This window comes from Aquicoccus porphyridii, from assembly GCF_008369105.1.
Taxonomy (GTDB): Bacteria; Pseudomonadota; Alphaproteobacteria; order Rhodobacterales; family Rhodobacteraceae; genus Aquicoccus; species Aquicoccus porphyridii.
Genome location: NZ_VINQ01000016.1, coordinates 50,754 through 72,199, shown reverse-complemented (window position 1 = coordinate 72,199; position 21,446 = coordinate 50,754). Strand labels below are relative to the sequence as shown.

General features: G+C 65.8%; 25 protein-coding genes and 1 tRNA gene. 16 read left to right on the top strand and 10 right to left on the bottom strand.

All coding sequences use genetic code 11. The features are described 5' to 3' along the window. Positions 1 to 57: 57 nt before the first annotated feature. The gene (locus FLO80_RS17175; RefSeq protein ID WP_111367466.1) at positions 58 to 612 is read right to left on the bottom strand and encodes a YqgE/AlgH family protein; all 555 of its coding nucleotides are present in this window, start codon (positions 610 to 612) and stop codon (positions 58 to 60) included. 180 nt (positions 613 to 792) lie between these two features. Here FLO80_RS17175 and FLO80_RS17170 point away from each other — a divergent pair, with 180 nt between their 5' ends. Next, entirely contained in the window at positions 793 to 1,599 is an 807-nt protein-coding gene (locus FLO80_RS17170) for a protein-disulfide reductase DsbD domain-containing protein (RefSeq protein WP_111367468.1), read from the top strand. Positions 1,600 to 1,603: 4 nt separating this feature from the next. Here FLO80_RS17170 and FLO80_RS17165 read toward each other — a convergent pair whose 3' ends face one another. Together FLO80_RS17165 and FLO80_RS17160 are read right to left on the bottom strand one after the other, a co-directional pair. Further along, entirely contained in the window at positions 1,604 to 1,927 is a 324-nt protein-coding gene (locus FLO80_RS17165) for an AzlD domain-containing protein (RefSeq protein WP_111366981.1), read from the bottom strand. Next, entirely contained in the window at positions 1,927 to 2,652 is a 726-nt protein-coding gene (locus FLO80_RS17160; protein WP_111366984.1) for an AzlC family ABC transporter permease, read from the bottom strand. The genes FLO80_RS17165 and FLO80_RS17160 overlap by 1 nt, the downstream gene beginning before the upstream one ends. 81 nt (positions 2,653 to 2,733) lie before the next feature. Between FLO80_RS17160 and mobA the strand changes: the two genes are divergently transcribed. Beyond that, entirely contained in the window at positions 2,734 to 3,354 is a 621-nt protein-coding gene (gene mobA, locus FLO80_RS17155) for a molybdenum cofactor guanylyltransferase MobA (protein WP_111366987.1), read from the top strand. A gap of 17 nt (positions 3,355 to 3,371) precedes the next feature. Further along, positions 3,372 to 3,962 (top strand): GNAT family N-acetyltransferase, encoded by a 591-nt coding sequence (locus FLO80_RS17150; RefSeq protein WP_223145500.1) that lies wholly within the window; start codon positions 3,372 to 3,374, stop codon positions 3,960 to 3,962. Positions 3,963 to 3,972: 10 nt separating this feature from the next. On the opposite strand, the gene FLO80_RS17145 is transcribed toward FLO80_RS17150, so the two are convergent. Further along, positions 3,973 to 4,995 carry a hypothetical protein gene (locus FLO80_RS17145; RefSeq protein WP_111366993.1) on the bottom strand — a complete coding sequence of 341 codons (1,023 nt, stop codon included), beginning with the start codon at positions 4,993 to 4,995 and terminating at the stop codon, positions 3,973 to 3,975. A 22-nt stretch (positions 4,996 to 5,017) separates the two neighbouring features. After that, positions 5,018 to 5,488 (bottom strand): transcription elongation factor GreA, encoded by a 471-nt coding sequence (greA, locus tag FLO80_RS17140; protein ID WP_111367470.1) that lies wholly within the window; start codon positions 5,486 to 5,488, stop codon positions 5,018 to 5,020. Between the two features lie 306 nt (positions 5,489 to 5,794). Between greA and FLO80_RS17135 the strand changes: the two genes are divergently transcribed. From FLO80_RS17135 to FLO80_RS17115, 5 genes are all read left to right on the top strand, one after another. After that, positions 5,795 to 7,444: an electron transfer flavoprotein-ubiquinone oxidoreductase gene (locus FLO80_RS17135; protein ID WP_111366996.1), complete on the top strand. Its 1,650-nt coding sequence runs from the start codon at positions 5,795 to 5,797 to the stop codon at positions 7,442 to 7,444. 171 nt (positions 7,445 to 7,615) lie between these two features. Beyond that, on the top strand, positions 7,616 to 9,325 hold the full coding sequence (locus tag FLO80_RS17130) for a tetratricopeptide repeat protein (RefSeq protein ID WP_111366998.1): 1,710 nt from the start codon (positions 7,616 to 7,618) through the stop codon (positions 9,323 to 9,325). After that, positions 9,315 to 10,151 (top strand): 4-(cytidine 5'-diphospho)-2-C-methyl-D-erythritol kinase, encoded by an 837-nt coding sequence (locus FLO80_RS17125; RefSeq protein WP_111367001.1) that lies wholly within the window; start codon positions 9,315 to 9,317, stop codon positions 10,149 to 10,151. The genes FLO80_RS17130 and FLO80_RS17125 overlap by 11 nt, the downstream gene beginning before the upstream one ends. 128 nt (positions 10,152 to 10,279) lie before the next feature. After that, positions 10,280 to 10,603, top strand: coding sequence for a hypothetical protein (locus tag FLO80_RS17120; protein WP_111367004.1), 324 nt, complete (start codon positions 10,280 to 10,282; stop codon positions 10,601 to 10,603). Positions 10,604 to 10,947: 344 nt separating this feature from the next. Then, a complete protein-coding gene (locus tag FLO80_RS17115; RefSeq protein ID WP_111367006.1) occupies positions 10,948 to 11,394 on the top strand; it encodes an MmcB family DNA repair protein in 447 nt (148 codons plus the stop codon). Between the two features lie 15 nt (positions 11,395 to 11,409). On the opposite strand, the gene FLO80_RS17110 is transcribed toward FLO80_RS17115, so the two are convergent. After that, positions 11,410 to 11,595 carry a DUF6324 family protein gene (locus tag FLO80_RS17110; protein WP_111367009.1) on the bottom strand — a complete coding sequence of 62 codons (186 nt, stop codon included), beginning with the start codon at positions 11,593 to 11,595 and terminating at the stop codon, positions 11,410 to 11,412. 97 nt (positions 11,596 to 11,692) lie between these two features. Between FLO80_RS17110 and FLO80_RS17105 the strand changes: the two genes are divergently transcribed. Together FLO80_RS17105 and FLO80_RS17100 are read left to right on the top strand one after the other, a co-directional pair. Further along, entirely contained in the window at positions 11,693 to 12,175 is a 483-nt protein-coding gene (locus FLO80_RS17105) for a GNAT family N-acetyltransferase (protein ID WP_111367011.1), read from the top strand. A 301-nt stretch (positions 12,176 to 12,476) separates the two neighbouring features. Beyond that, a tRNA-His gene (locus FLO80_RS17100) sits at positions 12,477 to 12,553 on the top strand. Here the strand turns inward: FLO80_RS17100 and FLO80_RS17095 are convergent. Further along, complete coding sequence (locus tag FLO80_RS17095) at positions 12,554 to 12,856, bottom strand: DUF6476 family protein (RefSeq protein ID WP_111367014.1); 303 nt, start codon at positions 12,854 to 12,856, stop codon at positions 12,554 to 12,556. It abuts the tRNA gene before it with no gap. Here FLO80_RS17095 and FLO80_RS17090 point away from each other — a divergent pair. The 4 genes from FLO80_RS17090 to FLO80_RS17075 all read left to right on the top strand — a co-directional run bounded on the left by FLO80_RS17090 (position 12,856) and on the right by FLO80_RS17075 (position 15,969). Next, on the top strand, positions 12,856 to 13,914 hold the full coding sequence (locus FLO80_RS17090; protein ID WP_111367017.1) for an RluA family pseudouridine synthase: 1,059 nt from the start codon (positions 12,856 to 12,858) through the stop codon (positions 13,912 to 13,914). The genes FLO80_RS17095 and FLO80_RS17090 overlap by 1 nt on opposite strands. A 195-nt stretch (positions 13,915 to 14,109) precedes the next feature. Then, positions 14,110 to 15,006: an RNA polymerase sigma factor RpoH gene (gene rpoH / locus FLO80_RS17085; protein ID WP_111367019.1), complete on the top strand. Its 897-nt coding sequence runs from the start codon at positions 14,110 to 14,112 to the stop codon at positions 15,004 to 15,006. Positions 15,007 to 15,099: 93 nt separating this feature from the next. Next, on the top strand, positions 15,100 to 15,546 hold the full coding sequence (locus tag FLO80_RS17080) for a baeRF12 domain-containing protein (RefSeq protein WP_111367021.1): 447 nt from the start codon (positions 15,100 to 15,102) through the stop codon (positions 15,544 to 15,546). Positions 15,547 to 15,669: 123 nt separating this feature from the next. Then, positions 15,670 to 15,969: a DUF4389 domain-containing protein gene (locus FLO80_RS17075; protein WP_246156715.1), complete on the top strand. Its 300-nt coding sequence runs from the start codon at positions 15,670 to 15,672 to the stop codon at positions 15,967 to 15,969. A 112-nt stretch (positions 15,970 to 16,081) separates the two neighbouring features. On the opposite strand, the gene purD is transcribed toward FLO80_RS17075, so the two are convergent. Further along, positions 16,082 to 17,344 (bottom strand): phosphoribosylamine--glycine ligase, encoded by a 1,263-nt coding sequence (gene purD / locus FLO80_RS17070; RefSeq protein WP_111367027.1) that lies wholly within the window; start codon positions 17,342 to 17,344, stop codon positions 16,082 to 16,084. A gap of 73 nt (positions 17,345 to 17,417) precedes the next feature. Here purD and xseA point away from each other — a divergent pair, with 73 nt between their 5' ends. Beyond that, on the top strand, positions 17,418 to 18,965 hold the full coding sequence (gene xseA / locus FLO80_RS17065; protein ID WP_111367030.1) for an exodeoxyribonuclease VII large subunit: 1,548 nt from the start codon (positions 17,418 to 17,420) through the stop codon (positions 18,963 to 18,965). Positions 18,966 to 19,089: 124 nt separating this feature from the next. Here the strand turns inward: xseA and FLO80_RS17060 are convergent, their stop codons facing one another. Both FLO80_RS17060 and FLO80_RS17055 read right to left on the bottom strand, forming a co-directional pair. Continuing rightward, positions 19,090 to 19,485, bottom strand: coding sequence for a hypothetical protein (locus FLO80_RS17060; protein WP_111367033.1), 396 nt, complete (start codon positions 19,483 to 19,485; stop codon positions 19,090 to 19,092). A 10-nt stretch (positions 19,486 to 19,495) separates the two neighbouring features. Beyond that, on the bottom strand, positions 19,496 to 20,521 hold the full coding sequence (locus tag FLO80_RS17055; protein ID WP_342781744.1) for an alkane 1-monooxygenase: 1,026 nt from the start codon (positions 20,519 to 20,521) through the stop codon (positions 19,496 to 19,498). Positions 20,522 to 20,756: 235 nt separating this feature from the next. Between FLO80_RS17055 and FLO80_RS17050 the strand changes: the two genes are divergently transcribed. Beyond that, positions 20,757 to 21,419, top strand: a complete 663-nt coding sequence (locus FLO80_RS17050) for a lysoplasmalogenase family protein (protein WP_111367035.1) — start codon at positions 20,757 to 20,759, stop codon at positions 21,417 to 21,419. Positions 21,420 to 21,446 lie beyond the last annotated feature (27 nt).

Genomic DNA, 21,446 nt, shown 5'->3' with positions numbered 1-21,446 from the left:
GAATGAAAGTGCGCGGGAAGCGCACAATCTGATCAACCCCGGCTGATCAACCCCGCTTCAGGCCCGGCCCGCCGCTGCCGAAAGGCTCAGCGGGTCCACCCCCAGCGTTTTCAGCGCGGCACTCCATTTCCGGGCATCCGCCGTGTCAAACACGAGGTCGGTCCCGGCTTCGGCGGTGAGCCAGCCATTGGCCAGGATCTCGCTTTCAAGTTGCGCTGGCCCCCAACCAGCATAGCCCAGCGCCATGATCGCCCGCGCAGGCCCGCGCCCGGCGGCCAGTTCTTCGAGAATGTCGAGCGTCGCGGTCATCGCGAAATCGTCACTGACCTGCAATGTCGAGATCGGCGAGGTGTAATCGCCCGAATGCAGCACGAAGCCCCGGCCATTTTCGACCGGCCCGCCGAAATGAACAAGCAGGTCGCGTGCGCATCCTTCATCGCCGATATCGAGCTGCTCGACCAGTGCGGCAAGCCGCAGGTCGTCGGTGGGCTTGTTCACGATCAACCCCATCGCCCCCTCGTGCGAATGGGCGCAGACAAACACCACGGATTTGTCGAATCGCGGGTCGCCCATCCCCGGCATCGCGATCAGAAGCTTACCGGTCAGGTCCATCTCGGGGGCATCAGCGCCCGGCATTCTATCTGCCATCGGGCTGGACTCCGCTTGCTTTGCTCATGCGCCATACATGCGCTTCCGCGCGCCCATGTTCAAGCGCGGGATTCGCGCCACATCCGCCGATTCTCGCCGGAAAGTGAGTTGTTCTTTACCGCGCCCCGGCGCATCACTGCGCCCATGATCAAACTGACCGCCCTGCTTTGTGCCCTCGTTCTCGCCGCGCTGCCGCTGCGCGCCAATCCTTATGCCGACATGGTCACCATGCGCCTCATCCCGGGCTGGCAGATGCCGGATGGCACGCTCATGGCGGGGCTTGAAATTCGGCTTGCGCCGGGTTGGAAAACCTATTGGCGCGCGCCCGGGGATGCCGGAATCCCGCCGGTGTTCGACTGGGCCGGATCGCGCAACCTCGCCTCGGTTGGCATCCGCTGGCCCCGCCCGGAGGTTTTCGACCAGAACGGCATGCGCAGCATCGGATACCAGGGTCATGTCATCCTGCCGCTGTCGATCACGCCCGCCCGCGCCGGGCAGCCGGTGCAATTGACCGGCCGGATCGACATCGGCATCTGTCAGGATGTCTGCATCCCTGTGGAACTCGATCTCGACCGGACGACGCTTGCGGCGCGCGCCGACGCGCGCCCGGTGCCCGCGATCGTGGCTGCGCTGGCCGATCAGCCGGTGCCGGGCGACAAGGCGGGCCTAACCCGTCACGACTGTGCCATCGCGCCCAGCGAGGACGGGCTGATCCTGACCGCGCGGTTTGCCCTGCCGCCCACCGGTCGCTCCGAGACTGCCGCGCTGGAAACCGCCGATCCGATGATCTGGGTCTCCGAGCCGCGTATGGAACGCGCGGGCGGAACGCTCGTTGCGACGTTCGAATTGATGAATGTCACGGGCCAGCCCTTCGCGCTCGATCGCTCCGGCCTGCGCTTCACGATCCTGGGCGAATCGCACGCCGTCGACATCCGTGGCTGCGGCGGATGACCTCTCACCCGGCGATGTAAAGCCCGCCATAAAGCGTGAGCGCGCCCAGTATGATCGCGGCCAGCACGTTCTTGGTGGCGAGCCCGACCCCCAGCGTCACGAACGCCGCCGCCATACGCGGCGCATCGAATTGCCCGCCCGTCGCCGCCGGCCAGAGCACCATCGGCGCGACCAGCGCCGGAATGACCGCCACAGCCGTATACCGAAGGTGGCGCAGGATCCAGGGTGGCAGCGGCCGGTTGCCGATCACCCCCAGGAACAGGAAACGCAGGCCGAAGCTGCCGATCCCCAGCCCGGCAATCACGATCCAGATCGTGGTCGAGTCCATCAGGGCCGCCCCCCCGGTTTCAGGCGTCGTTCCAGCATCACCTCGACTTGCGCGCCGGTCATCATGCCGCCCAGACCGCCGACCAGAAGCCCGAGGTTGAACGGCAGCCATGCAAAGCTGAGTGCGAGGACGACCGCGACAAAGGCCGCGGCGACATGCGCCAGCGTGCGCAGCATCGGCGCGATGATCGCCAGAAAGGTGATCGGCACGGCGAAATCCAGCGCGAATTCGGGCGGAATGGCCTCCCCGATCATCGCCCCGGCCAGCGAGGCGAGCATCCACAGCGGCAACACCGGCGCGCAACTGCCGAAAAAGAAGATCAGCTTGGTGCGCAGATCCCAATCCGGGTGGCGCTCATAGGCGGCGACCGAGCAGGCATAGCTTTGATCGACGGTCAGATAAGCCACTAAAGCCCGCGTCCAGAACGGTGCGGCCCCGAGATGCGGGGTCAGCGCGGCGGAATACATCGCCAGCCTCAGGTTGACCGCCAGCGCCGAGACCAGGACGATGAAGGTGGGTGCCTGCTCCTGCATCAGTTGCAGCGCCGTGAACTGCGCCGCCCCGGCCACGACCGTGGCGGAAAAGACGAATGTTTCCATAACGGTAAAGCCCGCCTCGGTGGCCACGACGCCAAACAGCATGGCAAAGGGCACAACAACGAGGATAAAGGGCGCGGCGCTGCGCACGCCCAACCAGAAGGCGGAATTATCGGTGGCAGGCAGCATGGCTTGGCCCTAGATTGACTGCCAACCGCCTAACCCTTCGGAGCCGGGGATGCAAACCGTCCGTCACCAGAGAGAACGCGCATGACCCGCCCGCCCCGTTCAATACCCGGTGTCATCCTGGCCGGTGGGTTGGCGACGCGGCTGGGCGGCGGTGACAAGACGCTTTTGCCGCTGGGTGAGGGCACGATTCTGGGACATGTGATCGCACGGCTGCGGCCACAGGTGGGGCGTATCGCGCTCAACGCCAATGGCGATCCGGCGCGGTTCGCCGCGTACCCCCTGCCGGTGATCGCCGACAGCGTGGCAGGGTTCCCCGGCCCGTTGGGGGGTATTCTGGCGGCGATGGACTGGGCCGCGGGGCAGGGGGCGCAATCGGTGGTCACCGTGGCGGGGGATACGCCGTTTTTGCCACCCGACCTGGTCGCGCGCCTCGCGGCGGGGTTGGGCAGGCCCGCCTGCCCGGTGATCGCGGCCACGGCGAATGGGTGGCATCCGACCTTCGGCCTGTGGCCGGTCGATTTGCGCGACGACCTGCGCGCGGCGCTGGCGGGTGGCGCGCGCAGGGTGAGGCTCTGGGCGAGGGATTATGGCGCGCGGCAGGCGATGTTCGATGGCGGGCCGCATGATCCGTTCTTCAACATCAACACGGCCGATGACCTTGCGTTGGCGCGGAAGATGTGTGGGCCGGGGGTTGACCGATGACGCAAGAAAGGATCGACATGAAAATTTCGAACGGGTTCGGCGATGCGGAACGCGCGCAGGTGGCCGCGCTTTACTGGCAGGCATTCGGCGCCAAGCTCGGGTCGGTGATGCGCCCGACAGGCACGGCGCATGCGTTTTTCCGGGATGTGCTCGACCCCGGCTTTGCGCTGGTGGCGCGTGATGCGCAGGGGCAATTGCTGGGGGTCGCGGGGTTCAAGACGGCCACGGGCGCGCTTGCCAACGGCGGCGCGCGCGATCTGGCTCGGCATTACGGGCTGTTGGGTGCGCTTTGGCGCGGCCCGCTTCTCATGCTCTTGGAACGCGGCGTCGAACCGGGCGTGTTGCAGATGGACGGGATATTCGTCGACAGCGCCGCGCGCGGGCGCGGGGTGGGCAGCGCATTGCTCGACGCGATCACGGAGCATGCCCGCGCCCTTGGCTGCGACCGGGTGCGGCTGGATGTCATCGACACCAACCCGCGCGCGCAGGCGCTTTACGAGCGCAAGGGATTTGTCGCTGCGGGCCGTCAGACCACGGGCCCGTTCCGCTGGCTTTTCGGGTTCCGCACGGCCACGCGGATGGAGCGGGCGGTGATCGCGCTCGATTGAGGGCGCGGGTTCAGTCGAACGTGCCCGCCACCCGACCGAGCAGCATGAAGGCCCGGGCGGTGCGGGTATTGGCCAGGTCCGAGATGTCTGCATCGTTGGCCGCGTCGGCGAAACCGGCGAACATCTGGTCGAACTTGCGCAGGAAATGATGCGCCGCATCGCGAAAGATCGGATCTTGCCGCATCCGCCCGGCGGCCAGCGCCAGCGACGAGCGGTCGCGCACCCCACCCAGCGCCGCCACCGCCCGGCCGCGTTCGCCGGCGGCGAACTTGCGCCAGATCTCGGGCCGCGCCATGTCGGGGCGCAGGTCGTCCATGTAGATCCCGTCCTGGCTGAGCAGGGTCAACACGTCCTGGCTGGCCTGGATCAACTCCTTGGCGTGCCGGTCCTTGAGCGCCTTGCGCAGCGCCGCGAAACCTTCGGTATCCTCGGCGGTTTCGGGAAAGTTCAGCGCGCGGATCAGGTCGGCACGCCCGAGCGGCGGCGTCATGTCCTCGACCCGCGTGCCCAGCGGCAGCGCCGCCTGATGATCCTGGGTCGGGTCGATTGCCGAGGCCGGAACGGGGGCCGGTTGCTCGCGCGAGGAATGAAATGTCGCCAGCGCGGTTTCGGTCTTTTTCTGCGCCGCCGCGATCTCGTCGAGCTTTTTTTGCACCGAGGCGTCGCTCATCCCGCCCCGGCCCTGCGCCTGGGCGACATAGGCCTGGCGGATCGCGTCGATCGCCGCCTGTAACCGATAACTTTCCTCGCGCATGACCTTTGACGCGCGCGCCGCCGTCGCCGCGACCCAGATCATCGCCACCGGCATGAACACGGCCAGCAGCGTCATGACAAAGCGCAGCCGGTCGGTGCCGGTCGCGGGACCGGCGATTTCGGGCGCGGGCGGCTCGAGCAGGAGAAAGAACGTGGCCGCCCCGATCAGCCACAGTGCCGAAAGGGCCAGTGCGATGATCTCGACCCCGGAGATGACCGGGCGCGACGGGCGGTCATAGATGCCAAGCGGCGTTGGGCGGCTGTCATTCGGGTCGGCCATGGTCGGGCCCTCTCAGGCGTGTTCAGGCATATGCGACGCTGAGCACTTCATAACTGCGGTCGCCACCCGGCGTGCGCACCTCGACGCTGTCGCCTTCTTCCTTGCCGATCAGGGCGCGGGCAATGGGCGACTTGATGTTGAGCTTGCCGGCTTCGATATTGGCCTCGTATTCGCCAACGATCTGATAGGTCTTTTCCTCGTCGGTATCCTCATCGACAAGCGTGACCGTCGCGCCGAACTTGATCGGGCCGGAGAGTTTCCGGGGGTCGATCACGTCGGCAAGGCTGATCACGCCTTCAAGCTCCTTGATGCGACCCTCGATGAAGCTCTGTTTTTCCTTGGCGGAATGATATTCGGCGTTTTCGCTCAAGTCACCGTGTTCGCGTGCCTCGGCGATGGCCCGGATGATGGCCGGGCGCTCCTCGGACTTGAGCTTTTTCAGTTCGGTTTGCAACGCGTCGAACCCAGCGCGCGTCATCGGGATTTTTTCCATGATCGTCATTCCAACAGTAAAATGGGGGCGGCGATTTTCTCGCCTACCCCGTTCGTTCCCATCACACTGCCTTTAAAGGCGCTTCGATTGCAATAGGTCACGGCGGTTCGGCGTGCAACGGGCCCGGCCGATGCGCCTGCGGGGTGGCAGGAATGCGCGGATGGGCGGGGCGACCGGCCAAGGCCCGATCCTGTGACCTGCGCGCGGCTTTGTCGGGCAGGTGACGCCCTGTCGCGATTGACGCGGCTTGGCCCCCCCGTGTATCCAGCGTTGAAGTGTCTATGCCACTCAAAAGAGGAGCCGTACATGGCCGAGGTCGAACGCGAAGCGATGGAATATGACGTGGTGATCGTGGGCGCGGGGCCGGCCGGCCTCTCCGCCGCGATCCGGCTCAAGCAACTTGACGCCGATCTGGATGTCGTTGTCCTTGAAAAGGGCTCGGAAGTGGGCGCGCATATCCTGTCGGGCGCGGTGCTTGACCCGTCCGGGCTCGACCGGCTGATCCCCGACTGGAAGGACAAGGGCGCGCCGCTCAACGTGCCCGTGAAGGAGGACAATTTCTATGTCCTCGGCGAGTCGGGCGAAGTTCGCATCCCCAATTTCGTGATGCCGCCGCTGATGAACAACCACGGCAATTACATCGTCTCGATGGGCAATGTCTGCCGCTGGATGGCCGAACAGGCCGAGGAGATGGGCGTCGAGATCTTTCCCGGCATGGCCTGTTCCGAACTGGTCTATAACGATGACGGATCGCTCAAGGGGGTTGTGGCCGGTGTGTTCGGGCTCGAACCCGATGGCAGCATCGGCGAAGGCACCGAGCCGGGCATGGAACTGCATGGCAAATACGTATTCCTGTCCGAGGGCGTGCGCGGCTCGCTCTCGAAAGAGGTGATCGCGAAATACGACCTTGCTGCCAATTGCGACGTGCCGAAATTCGGTCTCGGCATGAAGGAAATCTGGGAGGTGGACCCCGAGAAACACAACGAAGGCGAAGTGACCCACACGATGGGTTGGCCGCTGGGCTTTGGCAACGGGGGCGGAAGTTTCGTCTATCACCTTGACAACAATCAGGTTTACGTCGGCTATATCGTCGATCTGAACTACAAGAACCCGTATCTTTTCCCCTACATGGAATTCCAGCGGTTCAAGCATCACCCCAAGATTGCCGAGCTTCTGGAAGGCGGCAAGCGCGTGGCCTATGGCGCGCGGGCGGTGACCAAGGGCGGGTTCCAGTCGATCCCGCAGGTGGCGTTCCCGGGTGGTGCGCTGCTCGGCTGTTCGGCCGGGCTTGTGAACCTGCCGCGCATCAAGGGCAACCACAACGCCATGCATTCGGGCATCGAGGCCGCCGAGGCCGCGCATGACGCGATCAAGGCGGGCCGGGCGGGCGACACGCTCGACGCCTATGACACCGCGCTGCGCACCGGGCCGGTGGGCAAGGATCTCAAGATCGTGCGCAACGTGGCGCCGCTCAACGGCAAGCTCGGGCCGCTGGGCGGGCTGGCCATCGGCGGGTTCGACATGTGGTTCCAGACGATCTTTCGCTTCTCGCTGCTGGGCACGCTCAAGCATGGCAAGACCGATGCGGCGGCGACCGAAACGGCCGACAAGCACAAGCCGATCGACTATCCCAAACCCGATGGCAAGCTGAGCTTTGACCGGCTCACCAATGTCAGCTTCTCGATGACCAACCACGAGGAAAGCCAGCCCTGCCACCTGCACCTCAAGGATGACAAGGTGCCGGTCGAGGTCAATCTGGCGAAATACGCCGGGCCATCGGCGCGCTATTGCCCGGCAGGGGTGTATGAATTCGTGGAAAAGGACGGCAAGCCCGAATTCGTGATCAACTTCCAGAACTGCGTGCATTGCAAGACCTGCGACATCAAGGACCCCAGCCAGAACATCAACTGGGTCACACCGCAGGGCGGTGACGGGCCGAACTATCCCAACATGTGACCTCGATCACCGTCGAACGGGGTCCGCGCGGCCCCGTTTCGTCTGCTCGGGTCGACCCCACCGGAAATTTACCGCGGCTTTTGTCCCGGCGCGGGTGCGCCGCATTGCGTTTGCCACAAGGTCGGTTAGTCTGTTGCGGCAATTCCAGGGGCTAAAAGGGCAGGGCGATCAATGACCGTATCGAAATGGGCAGCCACGCTGGCGCTTGTCATGCAACTCGCCGCGGCACCGGCCGTGGCCGAGGGGTTGGCGGGGGCCTATCTTGCCGGACGCCAGGCGCGATACCTGGGCGATTTCGAGAATGCGGCGCGCTACTATACGCAGGCGCTGACGCGCGACCCGGGCAATCCGTCGCTGATGGAATCGGTCGTGCTGGCCAACCTGTCGCTGGGCCGGATCGACCGCGCCCTGCCGGTGGCGCGCGCGATGGAAGAACAGGAGTTGCGCAGCCAGCTTTCGCACATGGTGCTTCTGGCCGACGAGGCGCGGAACAACCGCTATGACGACATTCTCGCGCGGATCGCCGACGAGCGCGGGATTGGCCCGCTGGTTGACGGGTTGGTCGGCGGCTGGGCGCAATTGGGCAAGGGCGCGATGGCCGACGCGGTCGCCGCCTTTGACGAGGTCGCCGAGGATCGCGGCCAGCGCAGTTTCGCGCTTTATCACAAGGCGCTGGCGCTGGCGTTGGTGGGCGATCTGGAAAGCGCCGAAGACATCCTTGGCCAAAGCGGGCCCGGCTCGGCCATGCAGACCCGGCGCGGGGTGATGGCGCGGACGCAGGTGCTCAGCCAGCTTGACCGCAATGCCGATGCGATTGCCGTTCTCGACGAGGCCTTTGGTCAAAGCCTCGATCCCGAACTGTCGGCGATGCGTGACGCACTCGCGGCGGGCGAAACGCTGCCTTTCGATATCGTGTCCAGCCCGCGTGACGGCATGGCCGAAGTGCTTTATGCCGTGGCCGGTGCGCTGCTGGGCGAGGCCCGCGATGCCGATACGATCCTGTTCGTGCGCCTGTCCGAATATCTGCGGCCGGATCATGTCGATGCGATTCTCCTGACCGCCGAAATCCTCGAAAGCCTTGAGCAATATGAACTGGCCGCCGCCACCTACCGCAAGGTGTCGCGGGACCACAGCGCGTTTCACGCCGCCGAACTGGGCCGGGCCGACACGCTGCGCCGCGCGGGAAAATCCGACGCCGCGATCGAGGTGCTGACCCGGCTAACCGAAACCCACGGCGATTTGCCGGCGGTGCACAGCGCGCTGGGCGACCTGATGCGCACGCTCGACCGCTATGAAGAGGCGGCGGCGGCCTATGATCGCGCGCTGTCGGGATTTGAAGAAGAGGACGAGAACCAGTGGTTCCTGTATTACGCGCGCGGCATCTGTCACGAGCGCATCAGGGACTGGCCCGCGGCCGAGGCCGATTTCCGCAAGGCGCTGGATCTCAACCCGGGGCGGCCCGAGGTGCTCAACTATCTGGGTTATTCGCTGGTCGAACGGCGCGAGAATCTCGACGAGGCATTGGCCATGATCGAAGAGGCCGTCGCCGCGCGGCCCGATTCGGGCTATATCGTCGACAGTCTCGGCTGGGTGCTCTATCGCCTTGGCCGCTATGACGAGGCGGTGGGCCATATGGAGCGCGCGACCGAGTTGATGCCGGTCGATCCCATCGTGAATGACCACCTGGGCGATGTCTATTGGGCGGTGGGCCGCTATCGCGAGGCGGAATTCCAGTGGCGGCGCGCACTTTCTTTCGTCAATTACGGTGATGCCGCCGAAGATGCCAAGCCCGACCGCATCCGCCGCAAGCTCGAAGTCGGGCTGGACCGGGTGCTCGAGGAAGAAGGCTCGGACCCCCTGCGCGTGGCTAATGGCGACTGAGCGCGTCGCCGAGGCGTTCGCACCGGCCAAGATCAACCTTACGCTGCATGTGACCGGGCGGCGCGCGGATGGTTATCACCTGCTCGACAGCCTGGTGATGTTCGCCGATCTGGGTGATCGGCTCGGTGTTGCGCTGGCCGATACGCCCGCGCTCACGGTCACCGGGCCGATGGCGGCGGGCGTGCCGGTGGACGGGCGCAACCTCGCGCTCAGGGCGGCGGCGTATATTGGGGTAAACGCGGCGATCACGCTGGAAAAACATCTGCCCGCGGCGGCGGGCATCGGTGGCGGGTCGTCGGATGCGGCGGCGGTGTTGCGGGCGCTGGCCGGGTTGACCGGACAACCGTTGCCCGACGATACCGAGCGGCTGGGCGCGGATGTGCCGATCTGCCTTTACGGGCGCGCGGTGCGGATGCGCGGCGTGGGTGAGCGACTCAGCCCCTGTGACAATGCCCCGGCGCTGCCCGCGCTACTGGTCAATCCCGGTGTCGAACTGCCCACCGCGCGGGTCTTTGCCGGGCTTGAGTGCCACGACAACCCGCCGATGCCCGACGCCTTGCCGCGTTTTCACAGCCCGCGCGCGATGGCACGGTGGCTGATGACCATGCGCAACGATCTCGAAGCCCCGGCGCGGGCGCTGGCGCCGCGTGTCGGCACCGCGCTCGACGCGCTGCGCCACACGGCGGGGGCGCATATGGCGCGGATGTCCGGCTCGGGCGCGACGGTGTTCGCGCTCTACGACACGGGCGCCGAAGCCACCGCCGCCGCAGAGGTGATTCGCGCCGCCCATCCCGGCTGGTGGGTGCAACCGGTCACGCTCGGCTAGGGGCCTTGCAGGCGGATGGCGCGCACACCCCGCGGCAAAGTGGCCGGATCTTGCCGTATTCGGCCCCGCCCCTTGAAGCTGGGCCACGATTGGCTAACTTTGACTCATGCAATGGAAAGGGGCATCCCATGCCGAAACTTATCCGCATGTATATCGTCAACGTATTGATCGGCTTTGCCATCGCGGCGGCCTTCGTTGCCATGCTGCTTTATTTCAACATCGCCAACCTGTGGCACCTCGTGACCCATTCCGACATCGGCTGGCTTGCCGTGCTGATCCTGTGGATTTCCAACGGTGTCATCTTTGCCGGCGTCCAGTTCGGCATCGCGGTGATGCGGATGAAGGACGACGATGACGACGGCCCCGGTGGCGGCCTGCGCGAACGGGTTATGCCGCCCGCGCGCGAACCCGTGCTGGTGCGCGTGCCTGTGGGCAAGCCGCGCCGCAACTGACAAGGACGGATCGCCTGACCTGCGAAAACGCACCCCTCGGGGTGCGTTTTTCGTTTGGCGTCGGGAAAAGCGGCGGAACCACCCGGACCGTGGGGTTTTCTCATTCCCGAGGACCTGTTTGCACAGGTGGGCGCCAGGTAACGAGGCCAGGACCACGACAGAGCCAGCTCCCTCGGAAGTATTTAAGGCCACCGGAATGCAACCGTGTCACGAGAGGGGCAGAACCGCCTCCTCCTACCTAGGTGTGACAGGGGCGCTCGGCAAGGGGCAAATCCGATCGCCTGTCCAATCGACCCGGCGCATCCGGTCTTGCCCAATGTTCGTCTTTTGTTCATAATTTCCGCATGACCGGTCTTTCGCCCTCTGATCCGCTTTCCGCGGGACAGCTTCTGGCGCGCGGGGTGTGCCGCCACCTTTCGGGCCATGATTTCGCAACCGTCGAGGAATTCACGCCCGAGCGCGGCAAACGGGTCGATGTGATGGCGCTGGGCCCCCGGGGCGAGATCTGGGTGATCGAATGCAAATCAAGTCGCGTCGATTTCACCTCGGACCGGAAATGGGGCGGCTATCTGGAATGGTGCGACCGTTATTTCTGGGCGGTGGACGTGGATTTCCCGACCGAGCTTCTGCCCGACGATACCGGGCTGATTATTGCCGACGCCTACAATGCCGAACTGATCCGCATGGGCCCCGAAGAGAAACTGCCCCCCGCCCGGCGCAAGGCGCTGACGCTGCGATTTGCCCGGCAGGCCGCGCGGCGGTTGCAGGGCCTGCGCGATCCGCGGGTGTAAGGCGCGCGCCGCGCCTTACTTCCGCGCCCGGGCCGCCCGGGCCGCGGCCATGATCTCTTCGGCGATTTCCTCGGCCTCTTCGGGTTCGAAATCCATCGGGATCTCGGCGCTGCCCGCCTCGATGAACAGCCGCACCATGCCCTGATCGGTCGGGCCGATCTGAAGATTCGCCTCGATGTCGCGTTCGTCGTTGATGCCCATGGGGGTGCCCTCGTGATGGTTCGCTCTCGGATGAGACATGTCGAGCTAGCGATTTTGCCCTTGCGATGCAAGATGCCCGCGCGCAATCTCGTCTGCCATGGGCAAGATGATCCTGAGAAATCTGGAAATCGGCGATGCCGGCTGGCTGATCGAACAGCACGGGATGCTTTATGCGCGCGACGAAGGGTTTGACCGCACGTTCGAGGCGCTGGTGGCCGAGGTGCTGGCCGATTTCATCCGCCATCACGATCCCGCCTGCGAACGCGCCTTTATCGCCGAAGAGAACGGCACGCGGCTGGGCTCGATCTTCTGTGTGCGAAATGACGAGCAGACCGCCAGACTGCGGCTTTTTCTGCTCATGCCCGAGGCGCGGGGCAGGGGGCTGGGCCGTTACCTGCTCGACACCTGCATGGGCTGGGCGCGTGACCGGGGCTATCGGCGGATGCGGCTTTCGACCCATGAAAGCCACCGCGCGGCCTGCGCGCTCTATGCGCGGGCGGGCTGGCGTTGCGTTGCGTCGAAACCGGTGCGCTCCTTCGGTGTCGACCTGGTCGAGCAAGACTGGGAGATCGACCTTTAGGCGATACTCCGGGCTTGCCCCGGCACGGCGGCCCCGCCCACCCACCCGCCGCCGCACCGGGGCAAGCGGCCATCCCGCACCGGTCATGCGAGTTCAAAGGGTGGAAACATGAGTATTTTCACCAAGAAAGAGATGCGGCCCGGGCGCGTTGCGCTCAGGTGGTGTTTTTCCATGCAGTCCGCCAGCGGGGGTATCGTTTTCAGGGCATGGCGCAATTGCCGGGCGAGGGGAATCCGATTCTGCCCGACACGCCACAACCCTCTTGCATTCGCGCCCGCACAAAGCTAAATCGCCCCCCAGTGCCGCCTTAGCTCAGTTGGTTAGAGCGCTGGATTGTGGATCCAGAGGTCCCCTGTTCAAGCCAGGGAGGCGGTACCATCACTCCCCTGCCGTGATCTCGATGTCCTGAACCAGTGCACCGGTGACGGGGTTGTAGATCAGGATGCGGTCATCCTCGGTGACCACCGCATACCATGTCTCGGACTGGGTGAACGCCACCGCCTTGGTGCCTTCGGGCAGGGTGATCCGCTCGGGCAGGGGCGGAGGGCTGGCCTGGAGCCTGATGACAAGGAGCGTGATGATGACTAGAACACCCACGATCATCGTTGCGGTCAGAACCGTGACCAGAACGCGCAGGAATTTCAGCGTCCGCGTATCCACCACCTGGGGAGTGTCGTCCATTGGCTGAAACCCGTCTTTGCTTTGTCATCGCGGCCGATCCGCCCAACCGCCTTGATAAGGCGCTTTCGCGCGATGTGCCAGAGGCGGCGGCACTGTCGCGCTCGCGCCTGGCCCGGCTGCTGGCCGAGGGGGCGGTGCGGGTGAACGACGTGCTGGCCGAGAACCCCAAGGCCCGCGTGGCCGAGGGCGACCGGATCGAGATCACGCTGGAAGAGGCCAGCGAGAGCCATATCGGCCCCGAGGACATCCCCCTAAACGTGATCCACGAGGATGCCGACCTGATCGTGATCGACAAGCCCGCGGGGCTCGTGGTGCATCCCGCGCCGGGCACGCCGCAGGGCACCTTGGTCAATGCGCTTTTGCACCATTGCGGTGCGACGCTTTCGGGGGTGGGGGGGGTGGCCCGGCCCGGGATCGTGCACCGCATCGACAAGGACACGTCGGGCCTGCTGGTCGTGGCCAAGTCTGACCGTGCGCATCAGGGGCTGTCCGCGCAATTCGAGAAACACACCGTCATCCGGCATTACCTCGCCATCGCCCATGGCGTCCCCGATGCCAGCGACCCGCGCCTGCGCGGCATCCGTGGTGTGAGTTTCGAGCCCGGCAACATCATGAAGATCACCAGCGACCTGGCCCGTCACAAGCATGACCGCCAGCGTCAGGCGGTGCTGTTCGGCGGCGGCCGCCATGCCGTGACCCGCGCCCGGGTGCTGGAAAGCTTCGGCACGCCGCCCGCACTGTCGCTGGTCGAATGCTGGCTCGAAACCGGCCGCACCCACCAGATCCGGGTGCATATGGCCCATGCCGGTCATGGCCTTGTCGGCGATCCGGTCTATGGCGGGCGGCGCAAGCTGCCGCTGCGCGCCTTGCCCCCTGCCGGGCTGACGGCGGCGCGCGATTTCCCGCGCCAGGCGCTTCATGCCGCCACGCTTGGATTCGTGCACCCGGTGAGCGGCGAGAGCATGCAGTTCGCATCCCCGCTGCCCGCGGACATGGCCGGTCTCATCGCCGCCCTGCGCGGAACCGAGGGCGCGTCGAACGCGCTGGACGAAAAGTGATCCAGCCGGGCATGCCGGCAGTATCCATGTCAAGGTTATGCACATCGGCGTGAGAACACTGACACATGGGATGTAAAACCCACCCGAATATCCTAGTGTTTTGATAACACTTTGCGTCCTTTGGCCTTGAATCGTTCTAAACTGGCGCATATCTTAATGTTAAGTCGATAAACATCGGAAGGGACACCCTGAACCATGAGCAACTATGCAAACCTCCCGGTCCCGACACCCGAAGGCGGGCTGAACCGCTATTTGCAGGAAATCCGCAAGTTTCCGCTTTTGGAACCGGAAGAAGAATACATGCTGGCCAAGCGCTGGGTCGAGGATCAGGACACCGAGGCGGCACACAAGATGGTCACCTCGCACCTGCGCCTCGCGGCCAAGATCGCGATGGGCTATCGCGGCTATGGCCTGCCCCAGGCCGAGGTGATTTCCGAGGCCAATGTCGGCCTCATGCAGGCGGTGAAACGCTTTGACCCCGAACGGGGCTTTCGCCTTGCGACCTACGCGATGTGGTGGATTCGGGCCTCGATCCAGGAATATATCCTGCGGTCATGGAGCCTTGTGAAACTGGGCACCACCAGCGCCCAGAAAAAACTCTTCTTCAACCTGCGCAAGGCCAAGGCCCGCATTGGTGCGCTCGAAGACGGCGACATGCGCCCCGAGAATGTCAAGCGCATCGCGCATGATCTGGGCGTGACCGAAACCGAGGTGATCTCGATGAACCGGCGCCTCTCGGGGGGCGACGCCTCGCTCAACGCGACCGTGGGTCAAGAGGGCGAAGGCACGATGCAATGGCAGGACTGGCTCGAGGATGAATCCGCCGACCAGGCCTCGGATTACGAGGCGCGCGACGAGCTTGAGGCGCGGCGCGAATTGCTGGCGGTCGCGATGAAAGTACTCAATGACCGCGAACGCGACATCCTGACCCAGCGCCGCCTCAGCGACGAGACGATCACGCTCGAAGACCTGTCGAGCCAGTATGACGTGAGCCGCGAACGCATCCGCCAGATCGAGGTGCGCGCCTTCGAGAAACTGCAAGAGCGCATGCGCGAGCTTGCCGCCGAGCGGGGTATGGCGCCCGCGGCCTGACCCTTCCCCGGGGGTGTCGGCACATCGCCGTCTTGTGGTCAGGGCGCGCCCGCGCGCGTTGTGCTCTGACAGTAGTGGTGAAAGGACAAGCCGATGAAACCTGTCAAGACGCTCATTCTTTTGGCCAGCGAATCGCGCATGCGGCTTTGCGCCAATTCCGGCGTGGGCAAGGGCGTGGAGGAAATCGCCTCGCGCTCGATCGAGGAATTCAATGATATCGCGCACGCCTACGCCGATGCGCCTGGTCGCAACCGGGCCGCGCCCGGCATGGCGGGGCATGAATTCGAATGCCCCACCTCGGAACGTCGCCAGCAACGCGACGATTTCGCGGCGCATGTCCTTGACGAGACGCAACAGGCATTCGACGCAGGCGGGTATGACCGGTTGCTGATCGTGGCCCCGCCCGCGATGCTGGGTGCGTTGCGTGACGAGATGTCCGAGACGCTCAAATCCGTGCTTCTCGCCGATCTGGACAAGGATCTGACCAAACTGCCGCTGGCCGATCTTCCGGATCGCCTGGGTGACATCATCGTGGTCTGACAGGCGGCGTTCAGGCACGCATCTTGCGTCAAGGTTTGCACGTCAAAGTTTGCCGGTGGCCGGGGCCCGCGCTTGTGTTATACCGATGCGCAAACCAGACCTCGTCAACCGATGGAGCCACGTTTGGACGCCGACGACAAACTCTCCGGTCGCCTGCATGGCGAACAGTTCGAACCTGAACAACCGGACACCATGCTGCTGCGCATTCTCTACACGATCCTGATCGCGATGATGCTCAGTGTGAGCCATACCGTGCTTGGCGTCCTGACCGTGATCCAGATCGTGATCATGCTGGTCAACAAGGGCACCCCGAATCCCAGCCTTGCCGAATTCGGCACCGATCTCGGGGTCTGGATGGCCAAGGCCGCCCGCTACATGACGGGCGCCAACGTCAAACCCTGGCCCTGGACCGAGCTCGACTGACGCCGCACCGACCGCCCTGGCTTCATCTGACTGAAAATACCTCGGGGAGTGTGAGGGGCAGAGCCCCTCACGTTGATCGTATCGCGTCAGCGATTCGAAGCCGGCCCGGCGCCTAGAGGGCCCGCCAGCCGATATCGCGGCGGCAAAACCCCTGCGCCCAGTCGATCCGATCGACCATCGCATAGGCCCGCTCGCGCGCTTCGCGCAAACTGGCGCCGCGCGCGGTGACGTTCAGAACCCGCCCGCCATTCGCGATGAATTGCCCGCGTTCGCGCGCGGTGCCCGCGTGGAACACCATCCGGAACGAATCCGCAGGGCAATCCTCAAGCCCGCCGATCACGCTGCCCTTGTCATAGGCGCCGGGATAGCCCTTTGCCGCCATCACCACTGTCATCGCGTGATCGTCGGCCCAGTTGACCGCGCATTCCGAAAGCCGCCCCTCGGCCGCCGCATGCATCAGATCGAACGCCTGCGCGCCCAGCCGCATCATCAGCACCTGGCACTCGGGATCGCCAAAGCGCACGTTGTATTCCACCAGCCGCGGTTGCCCGTCCCTGATCATCAGCCCCACGTAAAGCACCCCCTGGTAGGGCGTGCCGCGCCGGGCCATCTCCTTCAGCGTCGGGTAAACGATCTCGTCCATCGTCTTCTGCGCCACCGCGTCCGTTAGCACCGGGGCGGGTGAATAGGCGCCCATGCCGCCGGTATTGGGGCCGGTGTCGCCTTCGCCGACCCGCTTGTGGTCCTGCGCCGTGCCGATGGGCAGCGCGTCCTCGCCATCGCACAGCACGAAGAACGACGCCTCCTCGCCCTCCATGAATTCCTCGATCACCACCTCGGCCCCGGCCTCTCCGAACGCGCCGCCGAACATGTCGTCAAGCGCCGCCAGCGCCTGATCCACCGTTTCGGCCACGACCACGCCCTTTCCCGCAGCCAGCCCGTCCGCCTTGATCACGATCGGCGCGCCCTGGTCTTCCACGTAGTCCCGCGCCGCCGCGTGATCGGTGAAATGGGCATAGCCCGCCGTCGGGGCACCCGCCGCGTCGCAGACCGCCTTGGTGAAACTTTTCGAACTTTCCAGCCGCGCCGCCGCCGCCGAGGGGCCAAACACCGGAATCCCCGCCGCGCGCAGCCGGTCGGCCACCCCCGCTTCCAGCGGCGCCTCGGGGCCGACGATCACGAAATCAATCGCGTTCTCTTCGGCGAATGTCGCGACCAGCCCGGGATTCATGATGTCGATGCTGGCGCATTCCGCGATCTGCGCGATCCCCGCATTGCCCGGCGCCACGATGAGCTTGTCGCATTTGGGATTCTGCATCACCGCCCAGGCGAGGCTGTGTTCCCGCCCGCCGCCGCCGAGAATGAGGATGTTCATGGGCTGCCCTTCCGCTTGGCCTTTGCTGGGCGGCGTTCTAGGATGTGCGCGCGCCATAGGCAAGCGAGGCCCCATGTCAGACCTGATCGACGACCCCGGCCCGGGCATGAACGAGCCCGAGTTCACCGTTTCGGAGTTCTCGAACGCGATCAAGCGCGTGATCGAGGGCGAGTTCGGCCATGTCCGCATCCGCGGCGAGGTGGGCCGCGTCTCGCGCCCGCGTTCGGGGCATGTCTATCTCGATCTCAAGGATGACCGCTCGGTGCTGTCGGGCGTGATCTGGAAGGGCGTGGCCACCCGCCTTTCGGTCCAGCCCGAGGAAGGCATGGAGATGGTGGCAACGGGGCGCATCACCACCTTCGGCGGGCAATCGCGCTACCAGATCGTGATCGAGGATCTGAAACCTGCCGGGCTCGGCGCGCTGATGGCGATGCTGGAAAAGCGCAAGGCGGCGCTCGCCGCCGAGGGGTTGTTCGCGCCCGAGCGCAAAAAGAAGCTGCCCTACCTGCCCGAGGTGATCGGAGTCGTCACCTCGCCTTCCGGCGCGGTGATCCGCGACATCCTGCACCGGTTGCGCGACCGCTTCCCGCGCAAGGTGCTGATCTGGCCCGTCGCCGTGCAAGGCGAGAAATGCGCGCCCGAGGTGGCTGCCGCGATTCGTGGCTTCAACGCGCTTGACCCCGGCGGGCGCATCCCGCGCCCCGACCTCATTATCGTCGCCCGCGGTGGCGGCAGCATCGAGGATCTCTGGGGCTTCAACGAGGAGATCGTCGCTCGCGCCGCCGCTGCCTCGGACATCCCGTTGATTTCGGCAGTGGGCCATGAAACCGACACCACGCTGATCGACTTCGTCTCCGACAAGCGCGCGCCGACCCCCACGGCGGCGGCCGAACTCGCCGTGCCGGTGCGGCTTGATCTCCTGTCATGGGTCGACGGGCAGGGCGCGCGCATGTCGCATGCGGCGGGGCAGGGCATCGCCGCGCGCGGCCAGCGCCTGCGTGATCTCGCCCGTGCGCTGCCCCGGCCCCAGACATTGACCGAAGGCGCGGCGCAACGGCTCGACCGCGCGGGCGAACGGCTTCCCGCCGCGCTCATCACCGGGGTTCAACGCCGCCAGGTGCGCCTCTCCGAGGTCTCGGGCGCGCTGCGTCCCGCCACGCTGCGCCGCCAGATCGCGCAGGAACGACGCCATCTCGACGGCATCGCGCCACGCCTGCCCGCCGGGTTGCTCCAGACCGTTCGCGCCCGGGCCGAGGCGCTGGGCCGCCGCACCGACCGGCTCAGCCCCGGCCCGATCCTGCGTGACATTGCGGCCAAGGGCGACCGGCTCACGGCAATCTCGCGCCGCCTTGCACAGGCGGGCGGGCCGCGCATCGAAGAGGCAAAGCGCCGCCTTGCCGCGCTCGACCGGCTGCGCGAAACGCTGGGCTACAAGGCCACGCTCGAACGCGGCTATGCCGTGGTGCGCGGCGAGGCGGGGGTGCTGACCACCAGATCCGCCGCCGAGACCGCCGGCGCGCTCGAAATCGAGTTCCAGGATGGCCGGTTGAAAATCGGCGGCGGCAGCGCGTCAAAGACCCGCAAACCCGCCAAACCGCCCGAACAGGGCAGCCTGTTCTAGGGTCTGGTGTGTTCAATTGATTTCGCTGCCCGGGCCACAAGCGGCCCGGGCGGAATCAGTTTGATCGCGCGCGAAATGCTTTGATGGTTCGATCTCGTGAAGAAACACGGACGCATTGCCTGCCTCAGACCCCCACTTCCGGCCCCTTGCACCGCAACGGTTGGCGAGTCTGCTGCATCTCGTAAAGCTCGGTCGCACCCGTCTCGCCCATGAACCGCGCGATCAGCCCGCGTGCGCCCGTCTCGAACACCCAGCAATGCGGCTCGGGCGCATCTTCGTAGGCGAAACAGATCATGCCATCCGCCTCGTACCAGTGCCCGTCCTTGCATTGCCCGTCCAGAAACGACCAGCGCACCCGGCGGTTGTCGAGATATTCTTCCGCCCCGTAGGGCTGTCCGCCCTCGCCATAGTAGAACGTCTTGCCTTGGGTCAGCGCGTCGAACGCCTCCGCGTCGAGCCTCTCACCGGCCCCGGCGATGCCGCCCCACAGCGCCACGATCAGGATGAAAACCCATCTCATGGCGCAGAGCCTAACCGCTTTGCCCGACCCGTGAAAGTGCACGCCGCATGACCCGGTGCCAGAGCGGCGGAAAAAGCGCGATCACTGCCATCACCGGCAGCGCATGCGGCAGCATCGGCATCGCGTCGCGCAACTGCAGCCCCGGATAGGGCCGGGTCGGGTGCAGATGGTGATCGGAATGGCGCGGCGCGTTGACCATCAACGCCGAGGAAAACCAGTGCGGCGTGTTCCAGCTATGACCGTCGCTCACCGGTTCGGGCCGACCATCCGCGCCGGTCTGACGTCGCAGCCCGTAATGCTGCACGTAATCGGCCAGAAGGATCTGAAGCTGCGCATAAAGCGCGAGGATCAGGAACACCACCAACCCCTGGGCCCCGAAAATCAGCGCCGAAGCCGCAACGAACCCCGCCGCACCGCCGACATACTGGACATAAGGATGCCCGATCCACGCCTTGCCCGCCCGCGTGCGGCGCGCGCTTTCGGCGCGCCACCCGGCCATGAACGATCCGGCCCAGGCGCGCGGGGCAAAGCGCCAGAACCCTTGCCCCCGCCGCGCCGAACTGGGGTCGGCATCGGTGCCGACATGGGTATGATGCACCAGCACATGTGCCGAGGCATGATGCCCGATGAGCATCGAGACATAAACCCAGCGCCCCAGCGCCCGGGGCAGCCATGCACCGCGATGGATCAACTCATGCGCGTTCGGGTGGCTGACCTGCCCCAGCCAGAGCGCCGCCGCGATCAGAGTCACCACCAGTGCGACCCAGCCGTGACCACCCCATGCCACCGCCGCCGGTATGGCCCCCAGCACCGCGAAATGCGCCAGGCCCAAGCCCGCCGACAACCCCTTGCCCGCGGGAAACTCGGCCCCCTCCGCTCGCTCCGGCAAGAGCCGCGGCACATAGCGGTCAAGCGCCGCGGTCAATACCGTCATGTAGATGAGCGCGACCCAACCCCAAATCCCGCCCAGACCCGCAGCCAGCAGGATGAGCCCCACCGGCATCAGCGTGGCGAGGGCAAAAAGGCTCATCTGCATCGGGGGGTCCTCTCCATCATGCACCGCGCATCCGGGGCGGGTGAGCTTGCATTCGTTCCGGTGCGACATGCGACAGCCAGAGGATAGAACCCCCCGCATGCGGGTGCAATCGCGCCCTTCACACGCCCGCCCGCCCGATCGTCGCACCGCGGGCGATCCCGTGGATAGCGCAGATCACTCGACCGGGGCGCCAGCCTCGGCTAACCTTCCGCGAAACCGCGCCGGAGCCGTGCCCATGACCACCCCGATCCTCATCGCTGCCCTGCTCGCCGCGCTCTACTGGCTGCGCTATTGCCGTGCCGGGCCGGGCTGGATGAAATCGGCGGTGAAGACCGGCTCGGTCCTCGGTCTCGCGCTCGCCGCGTGGCTCGCGGGCGGGCCGGTCCTGTTGCTGGCGGCGCTTCTGGCCTCTGCGCTCGGCGATTTCCTGCTCTCGCGCGAGGGCGAGGGCCCGTTCATCGCCGGGGTTGCCGCCTTTGCCCTGGGCCATGTCGCCTATGTGCTCTTGTTCCTCGATCATTCGGGCGGGCATCCGGGCGGGGCCCCCGATACGCTGTCGCTGCCCGTCGCCTATACGCTGGCGTCGGCACTGGTGCTGCTCTGCGGGGTAATGGGCTGGCTCTTGTGGCACCGCGCCGGGGCGCTGCGCCTGCCGGTGCTGCTCTATATGCCGGTGATCCTCGCCATGGGGCTGGCCGCGCTGACCGTGCCGCTCACCGGGGCGCTGGCGCTCGTGCTGGCGGGCGCGCTGCTCTTCGTGCTGTCCGATACCGTTCTGGCGCTCGAACGCTTTGTCCTGGCACGGGGTCATCCGATGCACCGCCTTGCCCCCTTCGCCGTGTGGCCGACCTATTGGGGCGCGCAACTGTCCCTCACGCTGGGCTTCACGCTGCCCTGAGCACCTGCCTGAGCGCGCGCCAAGGCG

Excerpts from the sequence above, each read along its gene's own strand:
- FLO80_RS17175 (WP_111367466.1), bottom strand. The coding sequence starts at position 612 with ATGGACCTGACCGGTAAGCTTCTGATCGCGATGCCGGGGATGGGCGAC.
- FLO80_RS17170 (WP_111367468.1), top strand. The coding sequence starts at position 793 with ATGATCAAACTGACCGCCCTGCTTTGTGCCCTCGTTCTCGCCGCGCTG.
- FLO80_RS17165 (WP_111366981.1), bottom strand. The coding sequence starts at position 1,927 with ATGGACTCGACCACGATCTGGATCGTGATTGCCGGGCTGGGGATCGGC.
- FLO80_RS17160 (WP_111366984.1), bottom strand. The coding sequence starts at position 2,652 with ATGCTGCCTGCCACCGATAATTCCGCCTTCTGGTTGGGCGTGCGCAGC.
- mobA (WP_111366987.1), top strand. The coding sequence starts at position 2,734 with ATGACCCGCCCGCCCCGTTCAATACCCGGTGTCATCCTGGCCGGTGGG.
- FLO80_RS17150 (WP_223145500.1), top strand. The coding sequence starts at position 3,372 with ATGAAAATTTCGAACGGGTTCGGCGATGCGGAACGCGCGCAGGTGGCC.
- FLO80_RS17145 (WP_111366993.1), bottom strand. The coding sequence starts at position 4,995 with ATGGCCGACCCGAATGACAGCCGCCCAACGCCGCTTGGCATCTATGAC.
- greA (WP_111367470.1), bottom strand. The coding sequence starts at position 5,488 with ATGGAAAAAATCCCGATGACGCGCGCTGGGTTCGACGCGTTGCAAACC.
- FLO80_RS17135 (WP_111366996.1), top strand. The coding sequence starts at position 5,795 with ATGGCCGAGGTCGAACGCGAAGCGATGGAATATGACGTGGTGATCGTG.
- FLO80_RS17130 (WP_111366998.1), top strand. The coding sequence starts at position 7,616 with ATGACCGTATCGAAATGGGCAGCCACGCTGGCGCTTGTCATGCAACTC.
- FLO80_RS17125 (WP_111367001.1), top strand. The coding sequence starts at position 9,315 with ATGGCGACTGAGCGCGTCGCCGAGGCGTTCGCACCGGCCAAGATCAAC.
- FLO80_RS17120 (WP_111367004.1), top strand. The coding sequence starts at position 10,280 with ATGCCGAAACTTATCCGCATGTATATCGTCAACGTATTGATCGGCTTT.
- FLO80_RS17115 (WP_111367006.1), top strand. The coding sequence starts at position 10,948 with ATGACCGGTCTTTCGCCCTCTGATCCGCTTTCCGCGGGACAGCTTCTG.
- FLO80_RS17110 (WP_111367009.1), bottom strand. The coding sequence starts at position 11,595 with ATGGGCATCAACGACGAACGCGACATCGAGGCGAATCTTCAGATCGGC.
- FLO80_RS17105 (WP_111367011.1), top strand. The coding sequence starts at position 11,693 with ATGGGCAAGATGATCCTGAGAAATCTGGAAATCGGCGATGCCGGCTGG.
- FLO80_RS17095 (WP_111367014.1), bottom strand. The coding sequence starts at position 12,856 with ATGGACGACACTCCCCAGGTGGTGGATACGCGGACGCTGAAATTCCTG.
- rpoH (WP_111367019.1), top strand. The coding sequence starts at position 14,110 with ATGAGCAACTATGCAAACCTCCCGGTCCCGACACCCGAAGGCGGGCTG.
- FLO80_RS17080 (WP_111367021.1), top strand. The coding sequence starts at position 15,100 with ATGAAACCTGTCAAGACGCTCATTCTTTTGGCCAGCGAATCGCGCATG.
- purD (WP_111367027.1), bottom strand. The coding sequence starts at position 17,344 with ATGAACATCCTCATTCTCGGCGGCGGCGGGCGGGAACACAGCCTCGCC.
- xseA (WP_111367030.1), top strand. The coding sequence starts at position 17,418 with ATGTCAGACCTGATCGACGACCCCGGCCCGGGCATGAACGAGCCCGAG.
- FLO80_RS17060 (WP_111367033.1), bottom strand. The coding sequence starts at position 19,485 with ATGAGATGGGTTTTCATCCTGATCGTGGCGCTGTGGGGCGGCATCGCC.
- FLO80_RS17055 (WP_342781744.1), bottom strand. The coding sequence starts at position 20,521 with ATGCAGATGAGCCTTTTTGCCCTCGCCACGCTGATGCCGGTGGGGCTC.
- FLO80_RS17050 (WP_111367035.1), top strand. The coding sequence starts at position 20,757 with ATGACCACCCCGATCCTCATCGCTGCCCTGCTCGCCGCGCTCTACTGG.